This is a genomic window from uncultured Campylobacter sp. (genome assembly GCF_937981295.1).
Classification (GTDB): domain Bacteria; phylum Campylobacterota; class Campylobacteria; order Campylobacterales; family Campylobacteraceae; genus Campylobacter_B.
This window is the reverse complement of the sequence record NZ_CALJPC010000077.1, coordinates 23,823-46,193: the sequence shown is the minus strand read 5'-3', so window position 1 is coordinate 46,193 and position 22,371 is coordinate 23,823. Positions and strand designations below refer to the sequence as shown.

21 protein-coding genes and 2 pseudogenes are annotated in these 22,371 nt (G+C 48.3%); 17 read left to right on the top strand and 6 right to left on the bottom strand.

What is annotated here, in order from left to right:
• The 10 genes and pseudogenes from Q0135_RS07265 to Q0135_RS07220 form a co-directional block, all read left to right on the top strand.
• Positions 1 to 408 (top strand): annotated as a pseudogene (locus Q0135_RS07265) (ribosome biogenesis GTPase Der); the annotation flags it as partial.
• Positions 395 to 889: pseudogene (locus Q0135_RS07260) on the top strand (shikimate kinase); the annotation flags it as partial. The pseudogenes Q0135_RS07265 and Q0135_RS07260, both read left to right, overlap by 14 nt.
• A gap of 487 nt (positions 890 to 1,376) precedes the next feature.
• On the top strand, positions 1,377 to 2,345 hold the full coding sequence (gene trpS, locus Q0135_RS07255; protein WP_297989502.1) for a tryptophan--tRNA ligase: 969 nt from the start codon (positions 1,377 to 1,379) through the stop codon (positions 2,343 to 2,345).
• 10 nt (positions 2,346 to 2,355) lie between these two features.
• Positions 2,356 to 2,853: a DUF2628 domain-containing protein gene (locus Q0135_RS07250; RefSeq protein WP_297989500.1), complete on the top strand. Its 498-nt coding sequence runs from the start codon at positions 2,356 to 2,358 to the stop codon at positions 2,851 to 2,853.
• 54 nt (positions 2,854 to 2,907) lie between these two features.
• Positions 2,908 to 3,174, top strand: a complete 267-nt coding sequence (locus Q0135_RS07245; RefSeq protein WP_002944456.1) for an ACT domain-containing protein — start codon at positions 2,908 to 2,910, stop codon at positions 3,172 to 3,174.
• A gap of 9 nt (positions 3,175 to 3,183) precedes the next feature.
• Positions 3,184 to 4,521: a PFL family protein gene (locus tag Q0135_RS07240; protein WP_297989498.1), complete on the top strand. Its 1,338-nt coding sequence runs from the start codon at positions 3,184 to 3,186 to the stop codon at positions 4,519 to 4,521.
• A 24-nt stretch (positions 4,522 to 4,545) separates the two neighbouring features.
• The gene (locus Q0135_RS07235) at positions 4,546 to 4,959 is read left to right on the top strand and encodes a hypothetical protein (RefSeq protein ID WP_297962435.1); all 414 of its coding nucleotides are present in this window, start codon (positions 4,546 to 4,548) and stop codon (positions 4,957 to 4,959) included.
• Between the two features lie 417 nt (positions 4,960 to 5,376).
• On the top strand, positions 5,377 to 5,577 hold the full coding sequence (locus tag Q0135_RS07230; protein WP_297989496.1) for a hypothetical protein: 201 nt from the start codon (positions 5,377 to 5,379) through the stop codon (positions 5,575 to 5,577).
• Positions 5,535 to 5,837: a hypothetical protein gene (locus tag Q0135_RS07225; protein WP_297989494.1), complete on the top strand. Its 303-nt coding sequence runs from the start codon at positions 5,535 to 5,537 to the stop codon at positions 5,835 to 5,837. The genes Q0135_RS07230 and Q0135_RS07225 overlap by 43 nt, the downstream gene beginning before the upstream one ends.
• A 422-nt stretch (positions 5,838 to 6,259) precedes the next feature.
• The gene (locus Q0135_RS07220) at positions 6,260 to 6,517 is read left to right on the top strand and encodes a hypothetical protein (RefSeq protein ID WP_297989492.1); all 258 of its coding nucleotides are present in this window, start codon (positions 6,260 to 6,262) and stop codon (positions 6,515 to 6,517) included.
• A gap of 203 nt (positions 6,518 to 6,720) precedes the next feature.
• Here Q0135_RS07220 and uvrB read toward each other — a convergent pair whose 3' ends face one another.
• Positions 6,721 to 8,697, bottom strand: coding sequence for an excinuclease ABC subunit UvrB (gene uvrB, locus Q0135_RS07215; RefSeq protein WP_297989490.1), 1,977 nt, complete (start codon positions 8,695 to 8,697; stop codon positions 6,721 to 6,723).
• A 69-nt stretch (positions 8,698 to 8,766) separates the two neighbouring features.
• On the opposite strand from uvrB, the gene Q0135_RS07210 reads away from it, so the two are divergent.
• The 3 genes from Q0135_RS07210 to Q0135_RS07200 are packed head-to-tail and all read left to right on the top strand — an operon-like array spanning position 8,767 to position 9,724.
• On the top strand, positions 8,767 to 9,027 hold the full coding sequence (locus Q0135_RS07210; protein WP_005871316.1) for a hypothetical protein: 261 nt from the start codon (positions 8,767 to 8,769) through the stop codon (positions 9,025 to 9,027).
• Entirely contained in the window at positions 9,024 to 9,260 is a 237-nt protein-coding gene (locus Q0135_RS07205) for a hypothetical protein (protein ID WP_005871317.1), read from the top strand. The genes Q0135_RS07210 and Q0135_RS07205 overlap by 4 nt, the downstream gene beginning before the upstream one ends.
• Entirely contained in the window at positions 9,257 to 9,724 is a 468-nt protein-coding gene (locus tag Q0135_RS07200) for a hypothetical protein (protein WP_297922228.1), read from the top strand. The genes Q0135_RS07205 and Q0135_RS07200 overlap by 4 nt, the downstream gene beginning before the upstream one ends.
• 478 nt (positions 9,725 to 10,202) lie before the next feature.
• Here the strand turns inward: Q0135_RS07200 and Q0135_RS07195 are convergent, their stop codons facing one another.
• The 5 genes from Q0135_RS07195 to ispF all read right to left on the bottom strand — a co-directional run bounded on the left by Q0135_RS07195 (position 10,203) and on the right by ispF (position 16,694).
• A complete protein-coding gene (locus Q0135_RS07195) occupies positions 10,203 to 10,910 on the bottom strand; it encodes an alpha/beta hydrolase (RefSeq protein WP_297989488.1) in 708 nt (235 codons plus the stop codon).
• 425 nt (positions 10,911 to 11,335) lie between these two features.
• Entirely contained in the window at positions 11,336 to 11,872 is a 537-nt protein-coding gene (locus Q0135_RS07190; protein WP_297989487.1) for a phosphatidylglycerophosphatase A, read from the bottom strand.
• 736 nt (positions 11,873 to 12,608) lie between these two features.
• Positions 12,609 to 14,534: a hypothetical protein gene (locus Q0135_RS07185; protein WP_297989486.1), complete on the bottom strand. Its 1,926-nt coding sequence runs from the start codon at positions 14,532 to 14,534 to the stop codon at positions 12,609 to 12,611.
• The gene (locus Q0135_RS07180) at positions 14,512 to 15,375 is read right to left on the bottom strand and encodes a response regulator (protein ID WP_297989485.1); all 864 of its coding nucleotides are present in this window, start codon (positions 15,373 to 15,375) and stop codon (positions 14,512 to 14,514) included. The genes Q0135_RS07185 and Q0135_RS07180 overlap by 23 nt, the downstream gene beginning before the upstream one ends.
• Positions 15,372 to 16,694, bottom strand: coding sequence for a 2-C-methyl-D-erythritol 2,4-cyclodiphosphate synthase (gene ispF, locus Q0135_RS07175; protein WP_297989484.1), 1,323 nt, complete (start codon positions 16,692 to 16,694; stop codon positions 15,372 to 15,374). The genes Q0135_RS07180 and ispF overlap by 4 nt, the downstream gene beginning before the upstream one ends.
• A gap of 218 nt (positions 16,695 to 16,912) precedes the next feature.
• Here ispF and thiC point away from each other — a divergent pair, with 218 nt between their 5' ends.
• From thiC to Q0135_RS07155, 4 genes are all read left to right on the top strand, one after another.
• Complete coding sequence (thiC, locus tag Q0135_RS07170) at positions 16,913 to 18,220, top strand: phosphomethylpyrimidine synthase ThiC (RefSeq protein ID WP_297989483.1); 1,308 nt, start codon at positions 16,913 to 16,915, stop codon at positions 18,218 to 18,220.
• A complete protein-coding gene (locus Q0135_RS07165; RefSeq protein WP_297989482.1) occupies positions 18,217 to 19,311 on the top strand; it encodes an Mrp/NBP35 family ATP-binding protein in 1,095 nt (364 codons plus the stop codon). Before thiC ends, Q0135_RS07165 begins: the two co-directional genes overlap by 4 nt.
• A gap of 868 nt (positions 19,312 to 20,179) precedes the next feature.
• On the top strand, positions 20,180 to 21,205 hold the full coding sequence (locus Q0135_RS07160; RefSeq protein WP_297901187.1) for a hypothetical protein: 1,026 nt from the start codon (positions 20,180 to 20,182) through the stop codon (positions 21,203 to 21,205).
• 82 nt (positions 21,206 to 21,287) lie between these two features.
• Positions 21,288 to 22,331 carry a hypothetical protein gene (locus Q0135_RS07155; RefSeq protein WP_297989480.1) on the top strand — a complete coding sequence of 348 codons (1,044 nt, stop codon included), beginning with the start codon at positions 21,288 to 21,290 and terminating at the stop codon, positions 22,329 to 22,331.
• The last annotated feature ends 40 nt before the right edge of the window (positions 22,332 to 22,371 follow it).

Below are 22,371 nucleotides of genomic sequence, written 5' to 3'. Positions count from 1 at the left end.
GAGTTTTGCCGCGATCTGCGCGATAGGTTTAAATTTCTTTCCTACGCGCCGATCATCAGCGTCAGCGCGACGGACAGGAAGCGGATCCATAAAATTTACCCGCTCATTTTGGAGGTTTATTCAAATTTCACGCGCAAGCTCGGCACCGCAAGGATCAATGAGGCGGTAGAAGCCGCGATAAAGGCGCATCCGATACCTCGCGAGCGGGGCAAATCGGTTAAAATTTACTACGCCGCGCAGATCGGCTTTGCGCCGCCGAAGATCGCTCTTGTAATGAACCGCCCGCAAGCGCTACATTTTAGCTACAAGCGCTATTTGATGAACAGGCTGCGCGCGAGCTTCGCTCTTTCGGGAAGTCCGCTAGTGCTGCTACCGCGCAAAAAAGGTGAGAGCGATGAAGAGCGGTAACATCGTGCTCATCGGCTTTATGGGGGTCGGCAAGGGCACGGTAGCGCGGGCTCTGGCTGCGCAAAGCGGGATGTTTGCGCTTGATTGCGACGATATGATCGAAAGCTACGCCAATAAAAAGATCGGGCAAATTTTTAAAGAGCAGGGCGAGCAGAGCTTTAGAAAGATGGAAGAGGGTCTTGCAAAATTTTTAGAAAAGTCTGTCCGCTGCGCCGTGATCTCCACCGGCGGCGGCTTTTACGCCGTGAAAAATTTAAATAAAATCGGCACCGTCGTGTATCTGAAATCAAGCTTTGAGGGGATCATTAATCGCTTAAAAAATAGCGAAAACGCGGAGAAAAAATTTGCCAAGCGCCCGCTGTTAGCGGATCTGCAAAAGGCCGCGGCGCTGCACGCTCAAAGAGACGGGGCGTATGAAAAAAAGGCCGACATCGTAATCGACGTCGAAAATAAAAGCGTAAAAAAGATCGTAAAAGAAATTTGCTCCGCCTGCGACGGGCTAAATTTAAAGGGGAAAAAGATGTCTAAACAAAAGCGCTCCGGCGGCGGCAAAAATTCCGAGCCGCGCGGCAAAGAGAGCAAAAGCGATAAGCTTGAAAAGAAAGAGGCGCTAAAGCAAAAGCTGCGTGAGCTACTGGAGGGCTTAGAGCGCGAGGAAATTCCAAAGCGGGTGATCGCGTGGCACTTCGATCTTTACGAGCCTTACGCGCTGCAGCTAGCAGGATCGAGCAGTTACGATGCGGATGACGACGACTGGGCGTGCGAGGACGAGGATGAGTTTTATCCCGAATATTCACGCTTGCAGCTTGAATTTTTAAATGAGCTTTCGTGGCGACAGGTTTTAAAAATGCTCGTGCAGGCTCTGCGCGAGCTGCGAGAGCAGATGCCTAGCGCTAAAATTTTTAAGTGCAAGCACGTTGCCGTGGGTTTTGTGGACGGCGATCTGATTTTGATTTAAAGGAGCAACGATGAGAATTTTAACGGGTCTTCAGCCCAGCGGCAAGCTGCATTTGGGCAACTACTTCGCGAGCATCAAGCAGATGGTGGATGCGCAAAACGCGGGAGAGCAGATGTTTATGTTTATCGCAAACTACCATGCGCTCACGTCCGTAAGCGACGGCGCAAAGCTTAAAAATTCCACCTACGAGGCCGCCGCGGCGTTTTTGTCTCTCGGGATCGATCCGAAAAAGACGGTGTTTTGGGTGCAAAGCGACGTGAAAGAGGTGCTGGAGCTTTACTGGATTTTAAGCGGATATACGCCGATGGGGCTGCTCGAGCGAGCGCATGCATACAAAGACAAGATCGCCAAGGGCTTTGAGAGCAAGCATGATCTATTTAGCTACCCCGTGCTGATGGCGGCGGACATCCTGCTATACAGCGCAGAGGTCGTACCCGTGGGCAAAGATCAGATCCAGCACGTCGAGATCGCCCGCGACATCGCGCTTAAATTTAACAACGCCCACGGCGAAATTTTAACTATTCCGCAAGCGCGCGTAAATGATGAAGTGGCGATCGTGCCGGGCACGGACGGCGCCAAGATGAGCAAGAGCTATGGCAATACGATCGATATTTTTGCAGATGCCGCAACGCTAAAGAAGCAAATTTCAAGTATCGTAACGACCTCCGAGCCGCTAGAGGCGCCTAAGCAGTGGCGGGGGTGTAATGTCTATAATATCGCGAAGCTGTTTTTAAGCGAAGCGGAGCAGGCGGAGCTGCGGGCTCGCTACGAGCGCGGAGGCGAGGGGCATGGGCATTTTAAGGCGTATCTGAACGAGCTCGTGCTTGGCTACTTTAAAGACGCGCGAGATAAATTCGAATACTATCAAAGCCACCGCGAAATTTTGGATGAGATGCTAAGACAGGGCGCGCAAAGAGCGGCTGCGACGGCTGCTTCATTGATGCAAAAGGTTCGCGCCGCCGTGGGGATTTATCGCTAAGGAGAGTGAGATGACGGATTATGCTAGAGAAATTTTATCTGACGGCAAGTTGCTTCGACAGAAGCTGGAAATTTTCTTGCAAACTCCTAGCAAGGTTGAAATTTACGCACGCGCCTGCGAGAAATTTTTCGCCGCGGGCAAGCAGCGCGAACTAACTTACGTAAGCACGTGGAGCTGGTGGGCCTTTTTCGGTACGCTGTTCTTTTTTCTGTACCGCAAGGAGTATAAAATTGCCGCAGCCCTATTTGCCGTTGTGGTAATTTCTTGCTTTATTCCGTTTTTGGATGAATATGATAGAAGTATAGGAATGGCGATTAGCGTCAGTAGCGGGACTATGGCGAAATATTACGTTTGCGATAGTTTTGTTTCATTGCTGGATAAACAGGACGACGAAGCCCTAAGAAAGGGCGGCGGCGTGAATAGATGGGCGATATGGCTCGCGGTAATATTTTACGCTTTGGTCGCAATCGTGTTTGCGCTGATAATTTCAAACGGCGGCAAGGCTTAGTCGTTTTAAAGGGCTTCCGCGCTCAAAAACGCTAAATTTTAAAAAGGAGTAAGAATGAAAGCGATCGTAACGGTGATCGGCAAAGACAAGGTTGGCATTGTGGCGGGCGTTTCGGCTAAGCTCGCGCAGCTTGGGCTAAACATAGACGACATCAGCCAGACGGTTTTGGACGAGTTTTTTACGATGATGGCGGTGGTTTCCAGCGACGAAAAGCAGGACTTTACGGCTCTACGCGAGGAGCTAAACGAGCTTGGCGAAAAGCTAAAAGTTAAAATCAACATCCAAAGCTCGGCGATATTTGACGCCATGCACAACATCTAAGGCGCACAAATGGACATCAAAAACGTAACCGAAACGATCGCGATGATCGAGGAGCAAAATTTCGACATCCGCACGATCACGATGGGCATCAGCCTGCTTGACTGCATCGATCCCGATATCGACAAAGCCGCGGAGAAAATTTACGCAAAAATCACCGATAAGGCGCGCGATCTAGTAAAGGTCGGCAATGAAATTTCGGCAGAGCTCGGCATCCCGATCGTAAATAAGCGCGTCTGCGTAACGCCTATCGCCATCATCGGCGCAGCGACGAACGCTACTGACTACGTGCCGCTTGCTAGGGCGATGGACGAGGCGGCGCAAAAGGTCGGTATCGACTTTATCGGCGGCTTTTCGGCGCTCGTACAAAAGGGCTACGCAAAGGGCGATAAAATTTTAATCGACTCCATCCCCGCCGCGCTAGCCGCGACGCAGAAGGTCTGCTCGTCGGTAAATATCGGCTCGACCAAGACGGGCATAAATATGAGTGCGGTCGCCGACATGGGGCGCGTGATAAAAGAGACGGCGCGGCTTTCGGGTCTTGGTGCTGCAAAGCTAGTCGTGTTTGCCAACGCCGTCGAGGATAATCCATTTATGGCGGGCGCATTTCACGGCGTGGGTGAGGCTGAGGTCGTCATAAACGTGGGCGTCAGCGGCCCCGGCGTCGTTAAGCGCGCGCTTGAGAAGGTGCGCGGGGCGAGCTTTGACGTGGTCGCCGAGACCGTGAAAAAGACTGCGTTTAAGATCACGCGCATCGGACAGCTCGTCGGTCAAATGGCGTCCGAGCGGCTAGGCGTGAAATTCGGTATCGTCGATCTCTCGCTAGCTCCAACCCCGGCGGTGGGCGATTCGGTAGCGCGCGTGCTTGAGGAGATGGGGCTGCAGCGCGTCGGCACGCACGGCACGACGGCTGCGCTCGCGCTGCTAAACGACGCGGTAAAAAAGGGCGGAGTAATGGCGTGCAACCAAGTAGGCGGGCTTAGCGGCGCGTTTATCCCCGTCTCCGAAGACGAGGGTATGATCGCTGCAGTGCGCGCAGGCTCGTTAAATTTGGAAAAGCTCGAAGCGATGACCGCGATCTGCTCAGTGGGGCTCGATATGATCGCGATCCCGCAGGATACGCCCGAGCAGACGATCGCCGCGATCATAGCCGACGAGGCCGCGATCGGCGTCATAAATCAAAAAACGACCGCCGTGCGTATCATCCCAAAAGGCAAAGAGGGCGACACGCTGGAATTTGGCGGGTTACTCGGCAGTGCGCCGGTGATGAGTGTAAATAAAAACTCGTCCGCCGACTTCATCGCTCGCGGCGGCCAGATACCGGCTCCTATTCATAGTTTTAAAAACTAAATTTAACACGTTTAAGGAGGGAAAATGAGAGCGTTTGCGTTATTTGCGGCGGCCTTGCTTTTTAGCGGCTGCTCCATAATCTCGGCATTTTATAGCAAGGAGAAAAAATTCGAGCTGGCAGGCTTGGGGCAAGACGGGGTTTATAGGACTTCGGACGGCAGCGGAGACACGCTAATAAAAATAACGTCCGCCCGCACAAAAGAGGGCGAGCCGTATCGTATAATCCACACGCTGGAAATTCCTAAAAATTCTACTCAGACGGATTTCGATAGCAACGATAAAGAGGTATTTAAAATAGACTGCTCAAAGAATTATTGCGAGCCCAAATACGACGAGGAGCCGAAAAGAATTGCCATTTCTTGGCCTGCGCCGAATGGAGGCGGCGTTTTTGACGGCGTCATATACCTAAAAAATTTACGGCTCGTAAAGGCGTATTAAATTTGCGGATTAAAAGTGCGTAAAATTTATAAAATTTAGCGGGTAAATTTTACGGCGTCGCGGCTGAAGTAGCTCTGAATTTTGCGCTACGGACGTGAAATTTCGGCGTGAAATTTTACGACGCGTTGCCTCTACGGCGCGCGATCCCCGCGGCGAGCTAAAATTTTAAAATTTCGTCGCAAGACGAGGCGTTAAAATTTTATCGCCGCTTGCGGCGGACAGCGGCGGGTCTTTTGAAATTTTAAAGCGGCTTGCATTAAAATTTTAAAATTTAAAAGCAACCTGTTTCGTTATCATTGCTCGTCCGCTTAATAAAGCGGCGAAATTCTATTTCGGCGCGGATTAAATACAGCGCGCAAAAACAGGCGTAGCGTCAAAATTTTAAAAGACGACGCGAAAATATGAGGCGGAAATAAAATGCAAAAAATGGCTTGGGAATTTGGCGAGCTTGAAAAAGTCGCGACGGACGAGGGCTTTATTTGGTATGCGGAGCTGGGGTTAAAAAGCGAAAGCTTCGGCGAGGTGCCGTTTTGCCTCGTGTCTGCGGATACGGCGGATGTGGACGATGAGGGGTCTTGCTCGCGCAGCGCATCGCCCGAGACATCGATCGGTATGTAAAAGACGCTCTTGTCTTCCTGCGAGACGAGCTTAGACGCGAGTATTGTTTGGGCGAGGATGAGCTTAGGCTACTTGACGTGCCCGTTTGCGATCTGCCGTTCGGGCTGCCGCAATGCACGTTTTACGCGTGCGATACGCAGTGGCTACTGAGGTTTGCCGAGGGCGCGCTTGATATTTGCGAGCCTTTCGGCATCGGGGTGATTTTTGAGGGCGAAAGACCGCTGCGCGTGGAAAATTTAGAGCTTAGCAGAGAGTATTAACAGCGGATAAAATTTTAAATTTAGAGGCAATTTTAAAATTTACGCAGCGCGCAAATCGGCGCATTATGGCGCGCTCCCGCGGATAAATTTAATCGCGGCTCGTTGTCGTTTTGAAATTTTGCGGCGCACTGCAGCGGCTAAGATACGCTTTGACAAGGCGGCGTCTAAATTTCATTTTCCGCGCCGTGTCACGTAAATACTTCGTTCGTATCCTCAAAGTGAGCGTTTATTACTGCGGCACGAATGTAGGTGCGGGTAGGCTTGGAATTCTACGTAAAATTTTGAAAGTATCCGCGCACAACGGCGAGTAAAAAGTACGTGCAAACTCGGCGTCTGAGTGCATGTCCGCTCGTAGCCGCTACGGATTGAGCGAGCGAAGCGACAGAATTTAAACGCGGGGCGCGCGCGGGAAAAAGTCGAAGATGGGTGCGGAGAGATGCAAAAAAAGCGTAAAGGCGCGCGGCGGTATAGAGTGGGGTAGTGCGACTGCCGCAAATCAGGCTCGCAAATTGCGGATCAAAAGCGGGCTGAAACAAAAAGCTCGGCGCGCAAATTTCTTGTATAAATTTGCGGATAAGAAAGCTAGCGAGAGCAAAAGCTCGGCGCGTAGATTTACGGATTGGGCATCCGGCTCGGTAGGGGGGGCGGAGTGTAAATTTGGCGAGAAAATCAATGTGTAAATTTCGTGCGTAAATCATCTTAAATTTAACGAGCAAATTTTAAAACTGCTCTCGCAGCATTTAACGCGTAGATCGCGCAAATTTAATGCTCTGTCTGACAGCATTCGGCGCGCAAATTTCGCTCTGTGTTACGCGTGCAAATTTTACGCTCTGCCAAGTGGAATTTAACGCGCAAATTTCACGGCGCTTTTAAGCCTTGCGATTTACAACTTCCTAAGCTTCGCGATCTCATCGCGCAGTGCAGCGGCCTTTTCAAACTCCAGCGCGGCCGCGGCGTCGAGCATCTGCTTGCGAAGCTCCTTTACGATCTTGGCGCGCTCGGCAGCGGGCATCTTCTCTAAATTGGCGCCCTTTCTTAAAATTTCGGTGCCGTCCTCGATCTTTAGGCTCTCTTCGATATTGCGGCTCGCAGAATGCGGCGTTATGCCGTGAGCGCGATTGTATTCATCTTGAAATTTACGGCGCTTTTGGGTGATGTCGATCGCCTCTTGCATCGAGGCGGTGATCTTTTTGCAAAACATCACGACCTGCCCGTTCACGTTTCGCGCGGCTCGCCCCATCGTCTGAATGAGGCTGGTGCGAGAGCGCAAAAAGCCCTCCTTATCGGCATCCATGATCGCGATAAGGCTTACTTCGGGCAGATCGAGCCCCTCGCGGAGCAGATTTATACCGATTAGCATATCGTATTCGCCGCTGCGCAGGCCGCGGATGAGCTCGTTGCGCTCGATCGCATCGATGTCCGAGTGCATATATTTGACCTTAAGCCCAAGCTCCAGATAGTATTTGCTCAGCTCCTCCGCCATCTTTTTGGTTAGTACGGTTACTAAGATCCGCTCGCCGCGCGCGATGACATCCTTTGCCATATCGTGTAAAATTTCGACCTGGTTGTCGCTGTCTTTTAAAATAATCTGCGGATCGAGTAGTCCCGTCGGGCGCAATATCTGCTCATATACGGCCCCGTGGCTAAGACCAAGCTCGTAATCATTGGGCGTTGCGGAGACGAATAGAAATTTAGCTTTTTTATTGATAAACTCATCAAACATCAGCGGGCGGTTATCAAGTGCGCTAGGCAGGCGGAAGCCGTACTGCACGAGCGTTTCTTTACGGCTGCGATCTCCTGCGAACATACCGCGAAACTGCGGCAGGCTCACGTGGCTTTCATCGACGATGACGAGGTAGTCCTTGCCCTTACTCTCGTAGTAATCAAAGAGCGAATAGGGCGTCTCGCCCGGCTTTTGACCGGTCAGGTAGCGCGCGTAGTTTTCGATCCCCTTGCACATCCCCGTAGCGCCCAGCATCTCAAGGTCAAATTCCACTCGCCCTTTCAGCCGCTGCGCCTCGACGAGCTTGCCCGCGTCCTCGAAAAATTTCAGCCTCTGTTCAAGCTCCTCCTCGATCCCTTTGATCGTCGATTTTAGGCGCTGCTCGCCCACGATGAACTGGCTCGTCGGGTAGAGAATAAATTTTTTGACGCTTTGCGTCTTTTTGTTTTCCAGCACGTCTAGATGATACATCGCCTCTATCTCGTCGCCGAAAAACTCGATCCTAAACGCCTCGTCGTTAAAATATGCAGGGTAGATGTCGATTACGTCGCCGTTTACGCGAAAATTCCCGCGATCAAAAAAATCGTCGTTGCGTTTGTAGCCCATATCGACGAGCTTGCGAAGTAAAAATTTAGTGCTAAATTTTGATCCAATCTCAAAAAACAGCACCATGCCTTTGTATTCGGCGGGATCGCCCAGGCCGTAGTTTGCCGAAACTGACGCCACGGTGATGACATCGTCGAAGCTCAGCAAACTCGCCGTGGCGCTTAGCCGCAAGCGCTCGAGCTCTTGGTTTACGTCGCTGTCCTTTTCGATGAAAAGATCCTGCCTGGGGATGTAGGCCTCGGGCTGATAATAATCGTAGTAGCTGATGAAGTACTCGACGTGATTTTGCGGGAAAAAGCCCTTAAATTCGCTATAAAGCTGCGCCGCGAGGGATTTATTATGCGTCATTACGAGTGCTGGAATTCCAAGCCTCTTAATAATATTTGCCATGGTAAATGTTTTACCCGAGCCGGTAACTCCGAGAAGAGTTTGGTATTTGTTGCCGCTTTGAAAGCCCGTGACGATGCCTTCGATCGCTTTTTCTTGATCCTCGCTCGGGGAGAATTTGCTCTCGATTTTAAAATTTTGCAAAATTTTTCCTTTTTTAAAGCCAAAATTGGGTAATATTTTTATTTAAATTATATCAGAAAAGGCGAAATAATGGAATCAATCTTTGACGAAGAAAAAAAGGTCGAGGGCTTAAGCAATAAAGTAGCTGAGCTGATTAGACGATACACCGAGGCTAGAGACGAAAACGAAAAGCTACGTACCGAACTAGCTACGGTCAAGGCGCAAAACGAGGCTTTGGGAATGCAGCTTGGCACGCTTGAAAACGATCTGGCGTATCGCAAGATGAGCGATGAGGATCTAAGCAAGCAGATCGACGATATTTTGGCAGGCGATAATTTAGGCGAGAAATGAAAGAAATTTCCGTTCAGCTGACGAGTAAGTCTTTGACGAAAAAATACGCGATAAGCCTGGATGATGACTTTGCGAAGGTCTTCGGTAGGGATTGGCGGATTTTAACTCGCGGCAGCGATCATCTGGATGCGGGCGAACTACTTGAAGCCTATATCCAAAAAAGCTATGAAAATTTCATGCTTAATAAAAAAATAGATGCCTTGGTAAAGGACATTGACGAAGGAGTAAAATGATGAAAATGAGAAAAGGTGCGGCAGTAGGCGGCGGCGTAAGTGGGATAATATTTTTAGCTATTATAATCTTCGTGATAGTAAAAATAATATATCCAAAATTAAGCGGTGCTAAGGATGAGGTTTTAGTAAAAGCTTACGCAGTCGAGCTTGAAGGTGTATTTAAGGATATACAAAGAGATTACCTCAATCAAGGTGGATTTAGAATGCTTAAAAGTATGACGGGCTCCAGGCAGTTTAGTGATAGCGATCTAGAAAAAACCGTCACTTTAAATCAATCCTTTGATTACGGAGTAGGACCGAAACTCAAAAACGATATGATCTTTTGCGCGACGATCACCTTGCGTCAAGATAGTGATGGATATTTTTTCGAGACCTCGAATATCAATCGCAACAGGGAGCGATGCGAAGCATTTCATAAAGATACGACTTATATGAAGCTAAATGGCTTTAGAATAGGCAAATAATTTTTAAAATTTAATCGCGCGACTGCTATGGATTCGTAAAGCGTCCGTGCAGCAAAAGCGCGATAGTGCTAGTGAAGTGCGATAAGCTGTCATTGGCTCGCACCTCGTGCCAAAAGCATGCTAAGATCTCAAGAATTCATCTTTATAGACATTTTTTAAAATTTAGCTTTAAAATCGGCATTTTTGCATTTGTATTGACAGCCTATCGGTTAAATTCTAATCATATTTTAGTTTTTAATTTATATCGGTCGTGATTTATGCCATTGCGGTTAAATTTATGAGATGGGTGCTTTGAAGCTATGCCCCTCGCGTGACAGCGATGAGAGCTGTGGCTGGATCTGCAAAAGCGCCTTATAAAACAAGCGTATTAAAGCAAAATATTAAGATTATCTTAAATTTATGAAATTCGCACCCCGAAGACGCGCGGAATTTTATCAGCACGGGCTTGGGCGTGAGTTTTAAAATCTCTCATAGAATTTTATCGCCGATTCTCAACCGCCGATTTGATCCATCTGCGTAAATAATCTAGCTGCTGCGGCGTATGAAACCAATGCTCGCTGTTTTTCATAACGCTTAAGGTGCAGCTAAATTGTTGCGCAAAATTTTTGACGATCTTCAAAGGCATCATATCGTCGTTTTCTGCGTATAGAATCTGGCTAGGCGTTTCCCATTTGGTGATCGGATTATTCAAAACAAAACTCCAATATTCCCAAAAAAGCGGTTGCCCGACATGAGTCAAAATCATCCGCTCTTGCTTCAATCGCTCCCGGCTGATGCCGGCCCTACGCATAATATTTGAAATAACGTATTTCATATCAAGTATCGGCGAGACGAAGAGACAGTTGCTAAGCCTTTCGTCTCGGAAGCTTTGCAGACCGAGCCATGCCCCTAGGCTAACGGCAAATAGCGCGACCTCGTCCCAGCGCTTCTTTGTATACGATAAAATTTCGCGAAATTCCAAAATAGCGCGCCGCGGATTGCAAGAAGCGGGCTCGTGCCGCCTCTGTCCGTGCCCGGGCAGGTCAAAGCTAATAACCTGCCAGCCTTGCTTGCAAACGACGGAAGCCAAAAGCTCTGCATCCTCCTTACTGCCGTCCTGCCCGTGAGCGTAGATATAAACCTTTTTCGAGCGGTTTCCCCAAACGGCGGCGGGAATACCGCGTATCTCAATCGCGCTCTTTTGCATTTTTCGTTCCTTTAAATTTTTTGCGTCGATACCTGCATTTTGCGGCAACGTCGCAAACTTGAGTAATAAGTATTGCTAAAAATTTAATAGCACGCCCTGCTAGACTGTCTGCGATTAGCGATAAATTTTAAAATTTTACGCGCGAGCTGCGCCTGCCGCTTTGTTTTAAATTTAGCCGCACGAAATTTCAGGCGGCATAATTTTGATTCTTGCAGCGCAATTAAATTTTTATGTCTTAGAATTCTGCAGGTTACGCGAGTCGCGAATAAATACCGCTTAAATTTTAAATTTCAAGCGGGCTCACGCCTCAGAAGTTAAAATTTGCACTAATTTCATAAGCCGCGCTCAGGATACGGTTTTTAAAATTTCGGTGCTTGATAGTGCTCGTAATCGCGCTGTGTTTGCCATGAGCACATCCAAAAAGCTTAAAAAATCAATCCCGCGGCGCCGAACTTGACCCCTAAAGAGATAACTATCAAAACCCCAAGCCCCGCGAAAAAGCCCGCCAGCACGTCATCCAGCATCACGCCGAGCCCGCCTGGTACGTCGCGATCCACGCGCCCGATGATCGATGGCTTGCGGATGTCAAACGCCCTGAAAAACAGCAGCGCTAAAATCATCGCGACGATCGATATCCTGCTGCTCTCAAAGCCCGCGATCAGCTCCCGCAGCGGCAGCGAAAAGATTTCGCCTACGGGCGCGGCGGCGCACATCGCAATCCAGACCCCCACGACTTCGTCGATGACGATCTCGCTGTTATCGTGCGCGCCTACCCGCCTTTCGTAATCGCTTACGATCTTAAGCGAGACGAAAAAGACGAGACCGGCGCACAAAAACAGCGTCACCTCGCCCGCGAGCATCAAGACCACCAGCCCCACTATCCAGCCTGCGATGCTGCCCCAGGTGCCCGGTGCGGGCTTTAGTAGCCCCGCGCCGAAAAATGTAACGAAAATTTTATCCATAATTTTCCTTTTAAATTTTACTTTTTAAAATTTTACCGCTTATTTTAATTAGAGCATTCGCTCACGCACAGAAATTTTAAATTTCGTTCGCGCGTGCGAGGAAATTTTAAATTTTGTTCGTGCATATAGAATTTAAATTTCGCCCGCCTACACGAAATCAGTTCTACTCGCTCGCTAATGTAGGAATTTTAAATTTCTACTCATTTGCGTAAAAATTTTAAAATTTTGCTCGCCTGCGTGGAGTTTTCAAACCCGTCCGCAAACGCACGGCATTTTGCGTGGGCGAGCAGTCGTTGCGCTGCATCCGAGTTTTGCGCTGTAACTCGCAGCGACCGCCTAATTTTAAAATTTTAAGCTCGCTTGTCGCAAGCTTAAAATTTAGATCCGCCGCACTTCTAATTTATACATCCATCACGCCTTAAAATTTTAAATCCGCTTCGCCGCAAAATTTACTGCGCCGTTATAAATTTGCTACGAAGCCAAGACTTTAAAATTTAAAGCTCGTTTTATCGTACCGCTGCTAATGCTCTAAAAATTTAGCTTCGTCGCACCACAAAATTTTACGCCAAATTCTGCATCTGCCGCTCTTTATGCTATAAAATTCCGCACAGTCCTTTCTTTCCGCACTATGAAATTTTACTTTACGTCTAGCCGCCGTAAATTCTAACACCACGAAATTTTACTCTCGCCTAGATGCCGCAAATTCCACGTCATTTTTGCGTTGCACCCTCGAGAGCTACGTCTTTAGCGCGCTGGTTTGATACAGTTGCATCAGCTGCTCGTAAAACTCGCTCTCGCCGTGGCTCTGTAAGATCCCGCTGTTTGGAAAAAGCTCGTCGTAGAGCTTTTGCAGATCCGAAAATCGCGCGGGGAAAAGCTCGCTTAAAATCATCGCCGAGATCTCTTTACGCATAAAAATCGCGGGCGGCAAGATCCCCGCGCGCAGCAGTGCCTTGAGATTTTGCGTACGGTAATGCACGTGATGATGAGCGCCGTGAGGGCAGTTTTTGGTGCTTACTAGCACCTTGCACTTCTCGCAATAGACGTATTCGGGCATCAGCAAAATCTCGATTTCGCCGCGCTTTTGATACTCGTCTAGCACCGAATGCACGCCACCTCCTTCGAAAAACAGCTCTATATTTGCGTGATTTTGCCCAAAAATTATTTTGTTTATACCTAAATTTTTTGCGATCGCGCACTGCAGGGCGGGCTTGTCGTCAAAAATCGCAAGCGAGCCCAGATCGATCATCATGGCGCGTTGCGCGACCAAAAAATTTTGCAGCAAATAGCTTAGCGTTTTTTTGCGTAGCTCGTAGGGCAGGGCATCCGCGCTGCTCGTGCCGGTTAAAAAAATCACCACGAAATCCGCCTTATCGATCATATGCCTAATCAGCCGCTCATGCACGCGGTGGATCGGATCGGCGCAGGTAAAAAACGCTGAAATTTTAGGCGCGGCAAGCGAGCTTGCGACTTTTTTTATGCGCGCGATTTGCTCTGCAAGCTCATTTTTTAGCAGCGTGATGCACCCCTGCACCGCAGTTTGCTCTGCGTACGCGTTTTGAAATATTGAGCCTGCGACTTCGCTTGCGCTTGGGGCATAAACGTCGCTAACGTCTATGCGCGCGACAAGCTCGCAATAGGCGGGATTTGCAGCGGGATTTTTGATGAAATTTTCGGTGGAATTTGAGATAAAATTTCCCGCCGAATTTGCTACGGATTTTGCATCTGCGCTACAAACGCGATTTATCGCAGAATTTTCGGCAATGCTCCGCGCGGAATTTACCGCAGAATTTTCACTAGAGCTTTTCGCCAAATCCAAAGTGGCGTTTTTCGCAGATTTTGTATCTGCGCTGCAAGTAAAAGTTTGATCATAGCACGCAGCAAGACTTTCTATATGGTCTAAGCCCTCGCTTGTGGCGTTTATAGCGCTTTGCGTACTTGCAGTGCGCGCGAAATCCGTGCCGCTTTTCGCAAAGCTCTGCTCGTTTTGCGCCGCGGCAGAAACCTCTTCCTGCAAGTTGCGTGATCCTTTGGCTAGCAAATACGCGCCACTTTCGCCGCTAAGCGAATTTTTGGCGCATTCGGCTATGCCGTCCTTGCTAAGATAAAGCTCCAAAATATCGCCTTTTTTTGCGTCCGCGCAGGAAAAAACGAAATTTATACCGCATACGCTTAGCTTACTTGGGCGCAGTAGCTCGCAGTTCTTGCCGAAAGCGCCGTTTGCGAGCAGGCTCAGGACGTTTAGGTCGGAGCGCGAGATCTCTATCTTGCGGATTTGCGTTGCGCTATTATTTGCGCCTTTGCTCTCGCTTTCGGCTTGCTCTGCTTTTAAATTCCTTGCCGAGCCTTTAGTTTGCGCCTCATCTTTTCTGGCATTGCTCGCCTTTGACATTTTTAAATTTCGCATCGTTTTTAAATTGCGCTTTGCTTTTGAATTTTGTCTTGCTTTTGAGTTCTGCGATGCTTTTAAATTTTGCTTTGCCTTTAAATTTAGCGCCGCGTCGCTCGAAGCTTTTGCGATGTTTAGAGGTTTTGTGCCGCTTAAAATTCCTTCGCTTTCAAGCGGTTTTATTTCGTTTAAATTGCCGGTATCGCGTGAAATTTCTGTCCCGTCTGCGATCCATGTCGAGCGCGCGCGGCTATTTTTTTCTTGCGATGCCATATTTTTTCCTTTTCTCCCAAAGCGATTTTCGCGAAATCCCAAGTGCCGCCGCCAGATCGGAGTCGAAATACTCGTCTTGGTGCGCTACGATCGTGAGCTTTACGTATTCTTCGATGCTTAAAATTTCACTGCGTTCTTTGCTGCTGCCAAGCGTAATTTCGTCGTTAAAGCCCTTTTGCGCGCCGATGGATCCGGCGATTATACGCATGGATTTGGTTTTGCTTAGAAATTTTTCCTTCTGTGCGCCGCTTAGGCTATCAAAATCTGGTGCGTAAAAAATCTCCGCGCCGCGTTCTAGCGGCTCAGGGCTTTGCGCGGATAGAATTTTAAGGCGCGATTTTAGCGCGAGTGCGATCTTAAATACCGCCGCAGCTCGCGCTGCCGCATCGCCGCGTAAAAGAAGCGGGAATTTTATCTGCGCCAAACGCGTATGCGGTATTTCGCACGAAAGGGAGGCTTCTTTAAGCAGTGCTTCGTAGGCTTCGTTTTGCGATTTTAGCGAGCGAAACTGCGCGTAGTGCTCGATCTTTTTGATGAGCTCCTCTATCATAAATGGCTTTTGGATATAATCCGTCGCGCCCGCTTTTACTGGGTTTAGCACCGTTTCGCTATCGACGTAGGCGACCATCAAAATTATAATCGAGCGCCTAAATTTCTCGATCAGCGGATAAAAGCTCGCGCCGCTCCAGCTCGTAGAGAGCAGCACCGCCTCAAACTCCTCCGCAAGGCCCGCCGCGGTCGCCAAACTCGCCGCGTTAGTGCATTCATGCCCCAGCGCGCCGAGCTTGTTTGCGATGCTTTGAGCAAGATAGCTTTCGCTCTCGATGATTAAAATTTTCATACGTCCTGCGCCTTTGCTGCGTGCTTTTGCCAGTCGTAAAATTTTAAATTTACCGCAGCCTGCGCGGCGATGCCCTCGCTTCTGCCCGCAAATCCCAGCCCTTCGGTCGTGGTCGCTTTGACATTGACGCGGGCGCAGTTTAAAATTTCGCTTAAAACCTCCTGCATCTGCGCTTTGTAAGCACCGATCTTCGGGCGCTGCGCGATGATCGTAATATCGGCGTTTACGAGTTCATAGCCGTAGCCTCTGACGCGCCGCATTACATTTCGTAACAGCTCCTTGCTATCCGCGCCTTTAAATTTAGCGTCGCTGTCTGGGAAGAGCTCGCCGATATCGCCCAGCATCGCCGCACCGCAAATAGCGTCGATTAGGGCGTGGATCGCTACGTCGCCGTCGCTGTGTGCGATCAGCGCGAACTCGCACGGGATCTGCACGCCGCCGAGCACGATGCCCGCGCCTTTTTCAAGCGCATGCACGTCGTAACCCGTACCGCAAAAAATATCGCGCGAGCAGGGTTTTAAATTTAACGCCGCCAGATCGCTTACTCGCGTGATCTTAAGCGCGCCCGCTTCGCCTTTTATAAATTCCAACCGTCCGCCTGCGCTGCCGACTGCCGCGCTGTCGTCGGTAAAAATTTCGCTTCCTTCAAGCGCCTTTTTAAGTAGCGCCGTGCGCGAAAGCTGCGGCGTTTGGATGAGGCGTAGCTCCTCCCTCTTAACTACGTCCTCGCCGAGATAGGTCGTGTCGTTTACGCCAAGATAGGGGCTGATGCAGTCCGCGCTGCCTAAATTTCGTATCAGCGAGGAGATCAGCCCTGGCGAAATTTGCGCGCGGGCTACGTCGCTTACGAGCACGAGTTCGCTATCTACGAGCTGCAGCGCGTTTTTTAGCGAGCTTTGGCGATTTGCACCACCGGGGGCGAAGTGAAATTTTAAATTTGCAGAGCCACATTCATCTGCGTCGCATTCGACTTGAGCTTTAAAATTTTCCGCGCCCCGCGGCTTGCTTGCGTCGTTTAGATCGTCTGCGCTGCATTCGATCCCGTCCTGCTTGCTTTGAAATTTATACTCGCTCGTGTCGCACTTCGCGCTTTCGCCGCGCGCCGAGGCCAGGCTGCAGGCATAGAGGCGCTCGCAATAGCTCACGTCCTCCTCGTTTACGGCGATTACGATTTTTTTAAATGGGTGCGCCCGCGCAATGCTCTGCGCGACGTATTGCCAAAGCGGCAGCTGGCCCACGCGCAGCCACTGCTTTTTGACGCTCAGCTCAAACCTGCTCGAATCGCCCGCGGCGAGCAAAATCAGCGATATATCTTTCAAATTTTATCCTTGAAATTTTGTTACGAAATTATACGTATTAAAAATGAAAGCAAAATTAATTGCGGCTTGCGCGCTGAAATATCTTAAGCTTAGGCATAAATTTACGCGGCACGACGGTAAAATTTCATCCTACGTTACGAAAATAAACGGCAAAAGAAAAGTAAGGATTAATGAAATTTGTTATATTATACGCGCATTTTTAAGTAAGCGAGGCGAAAATGACCGAAAGCTGCGTAACGCAGATCTATTTTGCAAAAAAAGGCGAGCTGACGCCGCAGATGAGAGAGGTCGCGCAAAGCGAGCGCATGGACGTGCGGGCCTTGTGCGATCTGATCGCGCAAGGAAGAGCGATCATCCCCGCAAACGTTAATCACAAAAGCTTAAAGCCCATCGGCATCGGACGTGCGCTGCGGTGCAAGATCAACGCAAACATCGGCTCCTCGGGCACGACGAGCGATATCGAGGGCGAGCTGGAAAAGCTCGAAGCCTGCTTAAAATACGGCGCCGATACGGTAATGGATCTAAGCACGGGCGGCGATTTGGACGAGATCCGCGCCGCGATAATCGAGCGCTCGCCCGTACCCATAGGCACGGTGCCGATCTATCAGATGATCCATGAGCTGGGCGATATTAAAAATTTAAAAACGAGCGCTATTCTTAGCACGATCGAGAAGCAGGCGCGGCAGGGGGTGGATTATTTCACGATCCATGCGGGTTTTAAGCTCGAGTTTATGCCGCTGCTGTCCCGTCGCAAGATGGGTATCGTAAGCAGAGGCGGCTCGCTGATAGCGTCGTGGATGATGAAATTTCACAAGCAAAACCCCTTCTACGAAGCGTTTGATGAAATTTGCAATATCTGCGCCGCTTACGACGTATCGCTATCTCTGGGCGACGGCTTGCGCCCCGGTTGCTTATACGATGCGACCGATAGGGCGCAGCTTAGCGAGCTTGAAATTTTAGGCGAGCTAGCCCTGCGCGCGAATGAAAAAAACGTGCAGGTGATGATCGAGGGTCCGGGGCACATTCCGTTTAACGAGATCGAGCTTAATATGCAGCTAGAGCGCAAGATCTGCCGCGACGCGCCGTTTTACGTGCTGGGGCCGCTTCCCACCGACATCGGCGCGGGCTACGATCATATCAGCTCGGCTATCGGTGGGACGATGGCTGCGTATTGCGGCGCCAGTATGCTCTGCTACGTAACGCCCAAGGAGCATTTGGGGCTTCCCAATGCAAGCGACGTCAGAGAGGGCATCATCGCGCATAAAATCGCCGCTCACGCCGCGGACGTCGCGCTAGGCAAAGCGGGCGCGATAGAGCGCGATCACGCGATGAGCGACGCGAGGTATGGTTTTGATTGGAACAGGCAGTTTGAGCTTAGCTTCGATCCAGATCATGCGCGCGAGCTGCACGACGAGAGCCTGGGTGATGAAATTTACAAGGGCGCGGAGTTTTGCTCGATGTGCGGGCCGAAATTTTGCGCATATAAAATCAGTAGAAATTTAACCGAAAATAAGGAGAAAGAATGAGTAAAGACGAAGTCTTAAATTTGCTTAAAAGCGTGATCTATCCGGGCTTTTCTAAAAGCATCGTGGATTTTGGATTTGTAAAAGAGGTCGAGATCGGCGATAGAATTTTCGTAGGGATCGAAATCCCGAGCGCCAAGCCTGAGATCGCCGCAGAGCTCAGATCGGCGGCGCAAAAGGCGCTAGGGGCGGACGTGGAAATTTTAATCAAACAGCCCAAGATTGCCGAGGAAAAGAGCAACTCTCGCAGCGGCAAAAATATCGCGCCGCAGATCAAGCATTTCGTGATGATCAGCAGCGGCAAGGGCGGCGTAGGCAAGAGCACGACGACGCTAAATTTAGCCATCAGCACGGCAAAGCTCGGCAAGAGAGTGGGGATTTTGGATGCCGATATCTACGGGCCGAATCTGCCGCGAATGTTGGGCGAGGATAAGACGCAAGCAAGCGTCGTGGGGCAGAAGCTAAAGCCGATCTTAAGCCACGGCGTGGAGATGATGAGCATGGGCGTGCTGATGGAGGAGGGCGCGAGCCTCATCTGGCGCGGCTCGATGATAATGAAGGCGATCGAGCAGCTGCTAAAAGACGTGGCGTGGAGCGATCTGGACGTGTTGTTTTTGGATATGCCTCCGGGTACGGGCGACGCGCAGCTTACGCTCGCTCAGAGCGTGCCGGTGACGGCGGGCGTGTGCGTCACGACGCCGCAGACGGTCGCGCTGGACGACAGCGCGCGCGGGCTTGATATGTTCGAAAAGCTCCACATCCCGATCGCAGGCCTTATCGAGAATATGAGCGGCTTCATCTGCCCGGATAACGGCAAGGAGTACGATATCTTCGGTCGCGGCGGCGCGCAAAAGCTGGCGCAGCGATACAACACCGAAGTAATCGGCGAGATCCCGATCGAGATCGCTATCCGAGAGGGCGGCGACAGCGGCAAGCCGGTAAGCTTCTACGCGCCCGATTCTTTAAGTGCGAAGCGCTACGAAGATGCCGCGCGCAAGCTGTGGGAAAAGATCGAAAAGATCGATCGCGAGGATCTGGCGGACAACTCCGCGATCCAGCCGGTGATGGACGGCAAGAGCGCCTGCTCGAATTAGGGCTTTGGCGGGTGCGGCGTCAAATTTCGCGTGGAATTTCTCGTAAATTTTGCAGATTGAAATTCAACGTGGAATTTAATAGTTTGGAATTTCACGCCTAATTTCGCTGCAAATTTTATAATGCTCGCAAAATTCAGATATGCAATCCGTCATAGAATTTTGCCCGTAAATTTAGCGGGTAAAATTTCACGCTGAATTTTATAGCTCGAAATTCTGCGTTAAAATTTCGCTGCGATTTTGCCGCGAAATTTTATGGCGCCAGTAAAATTTTTGTGTATAGAATTTCGTGCAGAGGTTGTAGCATTAAATTTTAAAGCTTGAAATTTCGAGCTAAATTTTGTCCAAGCTTCGTTGCGTGAGATTTTATATAAAATTCTAAGCGTGAAATTTTGCGGCGGAAGTTAAATTCCAAACGCGCAATTCAACGAGGTAAAATTTGCCGTAGAATTCCGCCTTGGAGTTTTAAATGTAAAATTTTAAGCATAAAGCTTTGCCGCGGAATTTCAAAATGCAAAATTTATCGCTAAAACTTTGTTTTAAAATTTTAAGATGGGGCTTTAAAATATGAATTTTAGGCTTGAAATTTTATCGCGCCTAGCTTTTTAGCGGTAGCCGTAGCATTGCACTGGTTTAAATTTTATTTCGCCGGGCTTTATGGCGGTGGAGCTTATCTGCGAAAGCCTCTGTAGAGCTTATTCGGGATGGAATTTTATCTGTAGTGATTGCGGAAGGAAATTTCTCGTGCAGCTGACATTTAAGCAGTTGGAATTTTATTCGTATAGGCAGGGAGCTAAAGCGGCAAAATCCCTAAGCCCAGGGCTTTTAGGTTTAGGGATTTTACTTTTATACGAAATAAGAAAGGTCGGTAATGAGGTTTTTGATTATTTTGGTGCTTGCATTTGCGGCATTCGCGCAAGAGAGCAATATGCAAAAATGGGCGAAAGAGATTACCGCGGACGCGCAGATCCCGCAGGATAAGTTTTTGGCGTTTTATCTGAATAAAGATGAGCCTAAAAAGGTGGTTTTCTCTGAAAACGTCGATCGCATCAGCGTCAATTACGAAGGAAATTCCTTCCATGAAATTCCATCTCCAAATCTTATGGCGTATTGGGTCGGTGAGTTTAATTTCGACGCAGATGTCGAAAAGATGGTGCTAGGAGATTACGGCTGGTCTACGCTGGTAATCGCCGTGGATGGCACGGACGTGCTGGGTGGGACATCTAGCAATCAAAAGCGCCCGCTTACGTATAAATTTAGCAAGGGCAAGCACAAGATCGAAGCGTGGTTTTTAAATGACGCGCATTCTAGCGAGCTTTTCGTGGATTTTAAAGATGTAGAGCCCTTTTATCGTCAAAAGGACGCCGTAGCTAAGATCCCTGCGGATAAGGACTACGACCTGTGGCTGGGCGCGATCTACGAAAGCGCGCAGATGAATAATCGCGTCAAGCTAAATTTAGCCAAATCCGATAAGCCCATCGTGCTGCTGCTTAGCTCATATCGCGCCGTGGAGTGGGAGATCTCAAATCCGCAAAAGAATGAAATTCTAGCCGTGTTAATTTACAATCCCATTAGTAGCGTCCGTGGTGTAAGCGGTGCGCTTTACGTCGAGGATTACAGATACACAGAGGCTGCGGATGGGCTTAAATGCGAGTGCATCTCCGGCAATGTCTTTCACTGCGACGGCAGCGAGATTTATGATATGAACGGGCGCGTAAACGGGATATTTGGCAGAGGCCTGGGGGCATTTGCCGGCAAGCACGCCGTAAATTCCTTAGATTTGCCGGGGCTTGTTATTACACCAAAAATTTTAGACGAAAGCAAAGCTCGCCTACTCTCGGTAGAAGCGGACCGCAAGAAATGCGAAAGTACGCCGATGGATGATGTGTTTAGATAGGATGAAATTTAAAATTTGGAGGAAAAAATGAGTAAAATTTTATATAATTTTTTGATTGATTTGTATTTTATGGGAGAAAGATATGGCTGATAATACGAAAGATATATCTGAAAATCCTAGAAATATGCCTGAAAACTCTAAAAATATTATTGACGAGCTAAAAGAATTTTATGAGAAAATTTCGCCGATTGTAAAATTGACTTCCTTAATAGCATCCGCATTCTATAGTATTATAAGCTTTACATTTGCTATGACATATATGAGAGATAATGGCTTTTTTAGTTATGAAATTTTTAGTATAAATTTTATGTGGATTTTCTTACTTGTGGGTATATCACTGGGTATATCACTGGGTATATTGTTAATAGTTATTCACGGACTTTATGTTGTTGGTATATATTTACGTACATATAAATCGTCTAAAATTTGGAATCATATTTGCATTATTGCAAACGCATTTATTATGGTTTTTGCATTTTTGAAATATTGTCATGAGTTATATAATAATACCATTTTTGTGAAATTTAACTTGATTGCATTTTTTATATTGTCTATTATTGTATTAATTATTTGCTTTTATCAAAAATGCAAAATAGTAAAGCTTGCTTTATTTGTTCTAATAGTATATATAGTCTTGTTTATTTGCTTTATTGAAAAATTTGGTTTTAAGGTCGTGTTATTTGTTTCTTTTTTTCTTTTCTTCGAAATTTTAATAATTGCCATTTCATATACAGCTTTAGATATCAAAAGATGGTTTGCAACGCTTAGCGCGATATTTATTGGTACCTCTTATATATTATTTCCACTAATCGTAGCTCTATACCCCGAATTACTTAATGATATTTACAAAAAAATTTTAAAGTCTATCAACTTAGCTTCCGATCATGTTGAAATTTATCTAAAAGATAAAAATGAATCCATTAACGGCGAACTGATTTTTGACGATGGCAAATATGCTTATGTGAAATTTGACCGCACGGTTAGCAATTGCGGCGATGTCGGCGATTCTTGCATTAAAACTATAAGAAAGAAAGTTCCTAGCGAGGACGTTAGCATTATTACCAAAGTTAAAAAAATACTAAAGCAAGTGTTCCGAAATAAAACTACAAGAAGCCAAGCAATATAAAACAAAATAATCAAGAATTTAAAAGCGCGTGTTTTCGCTT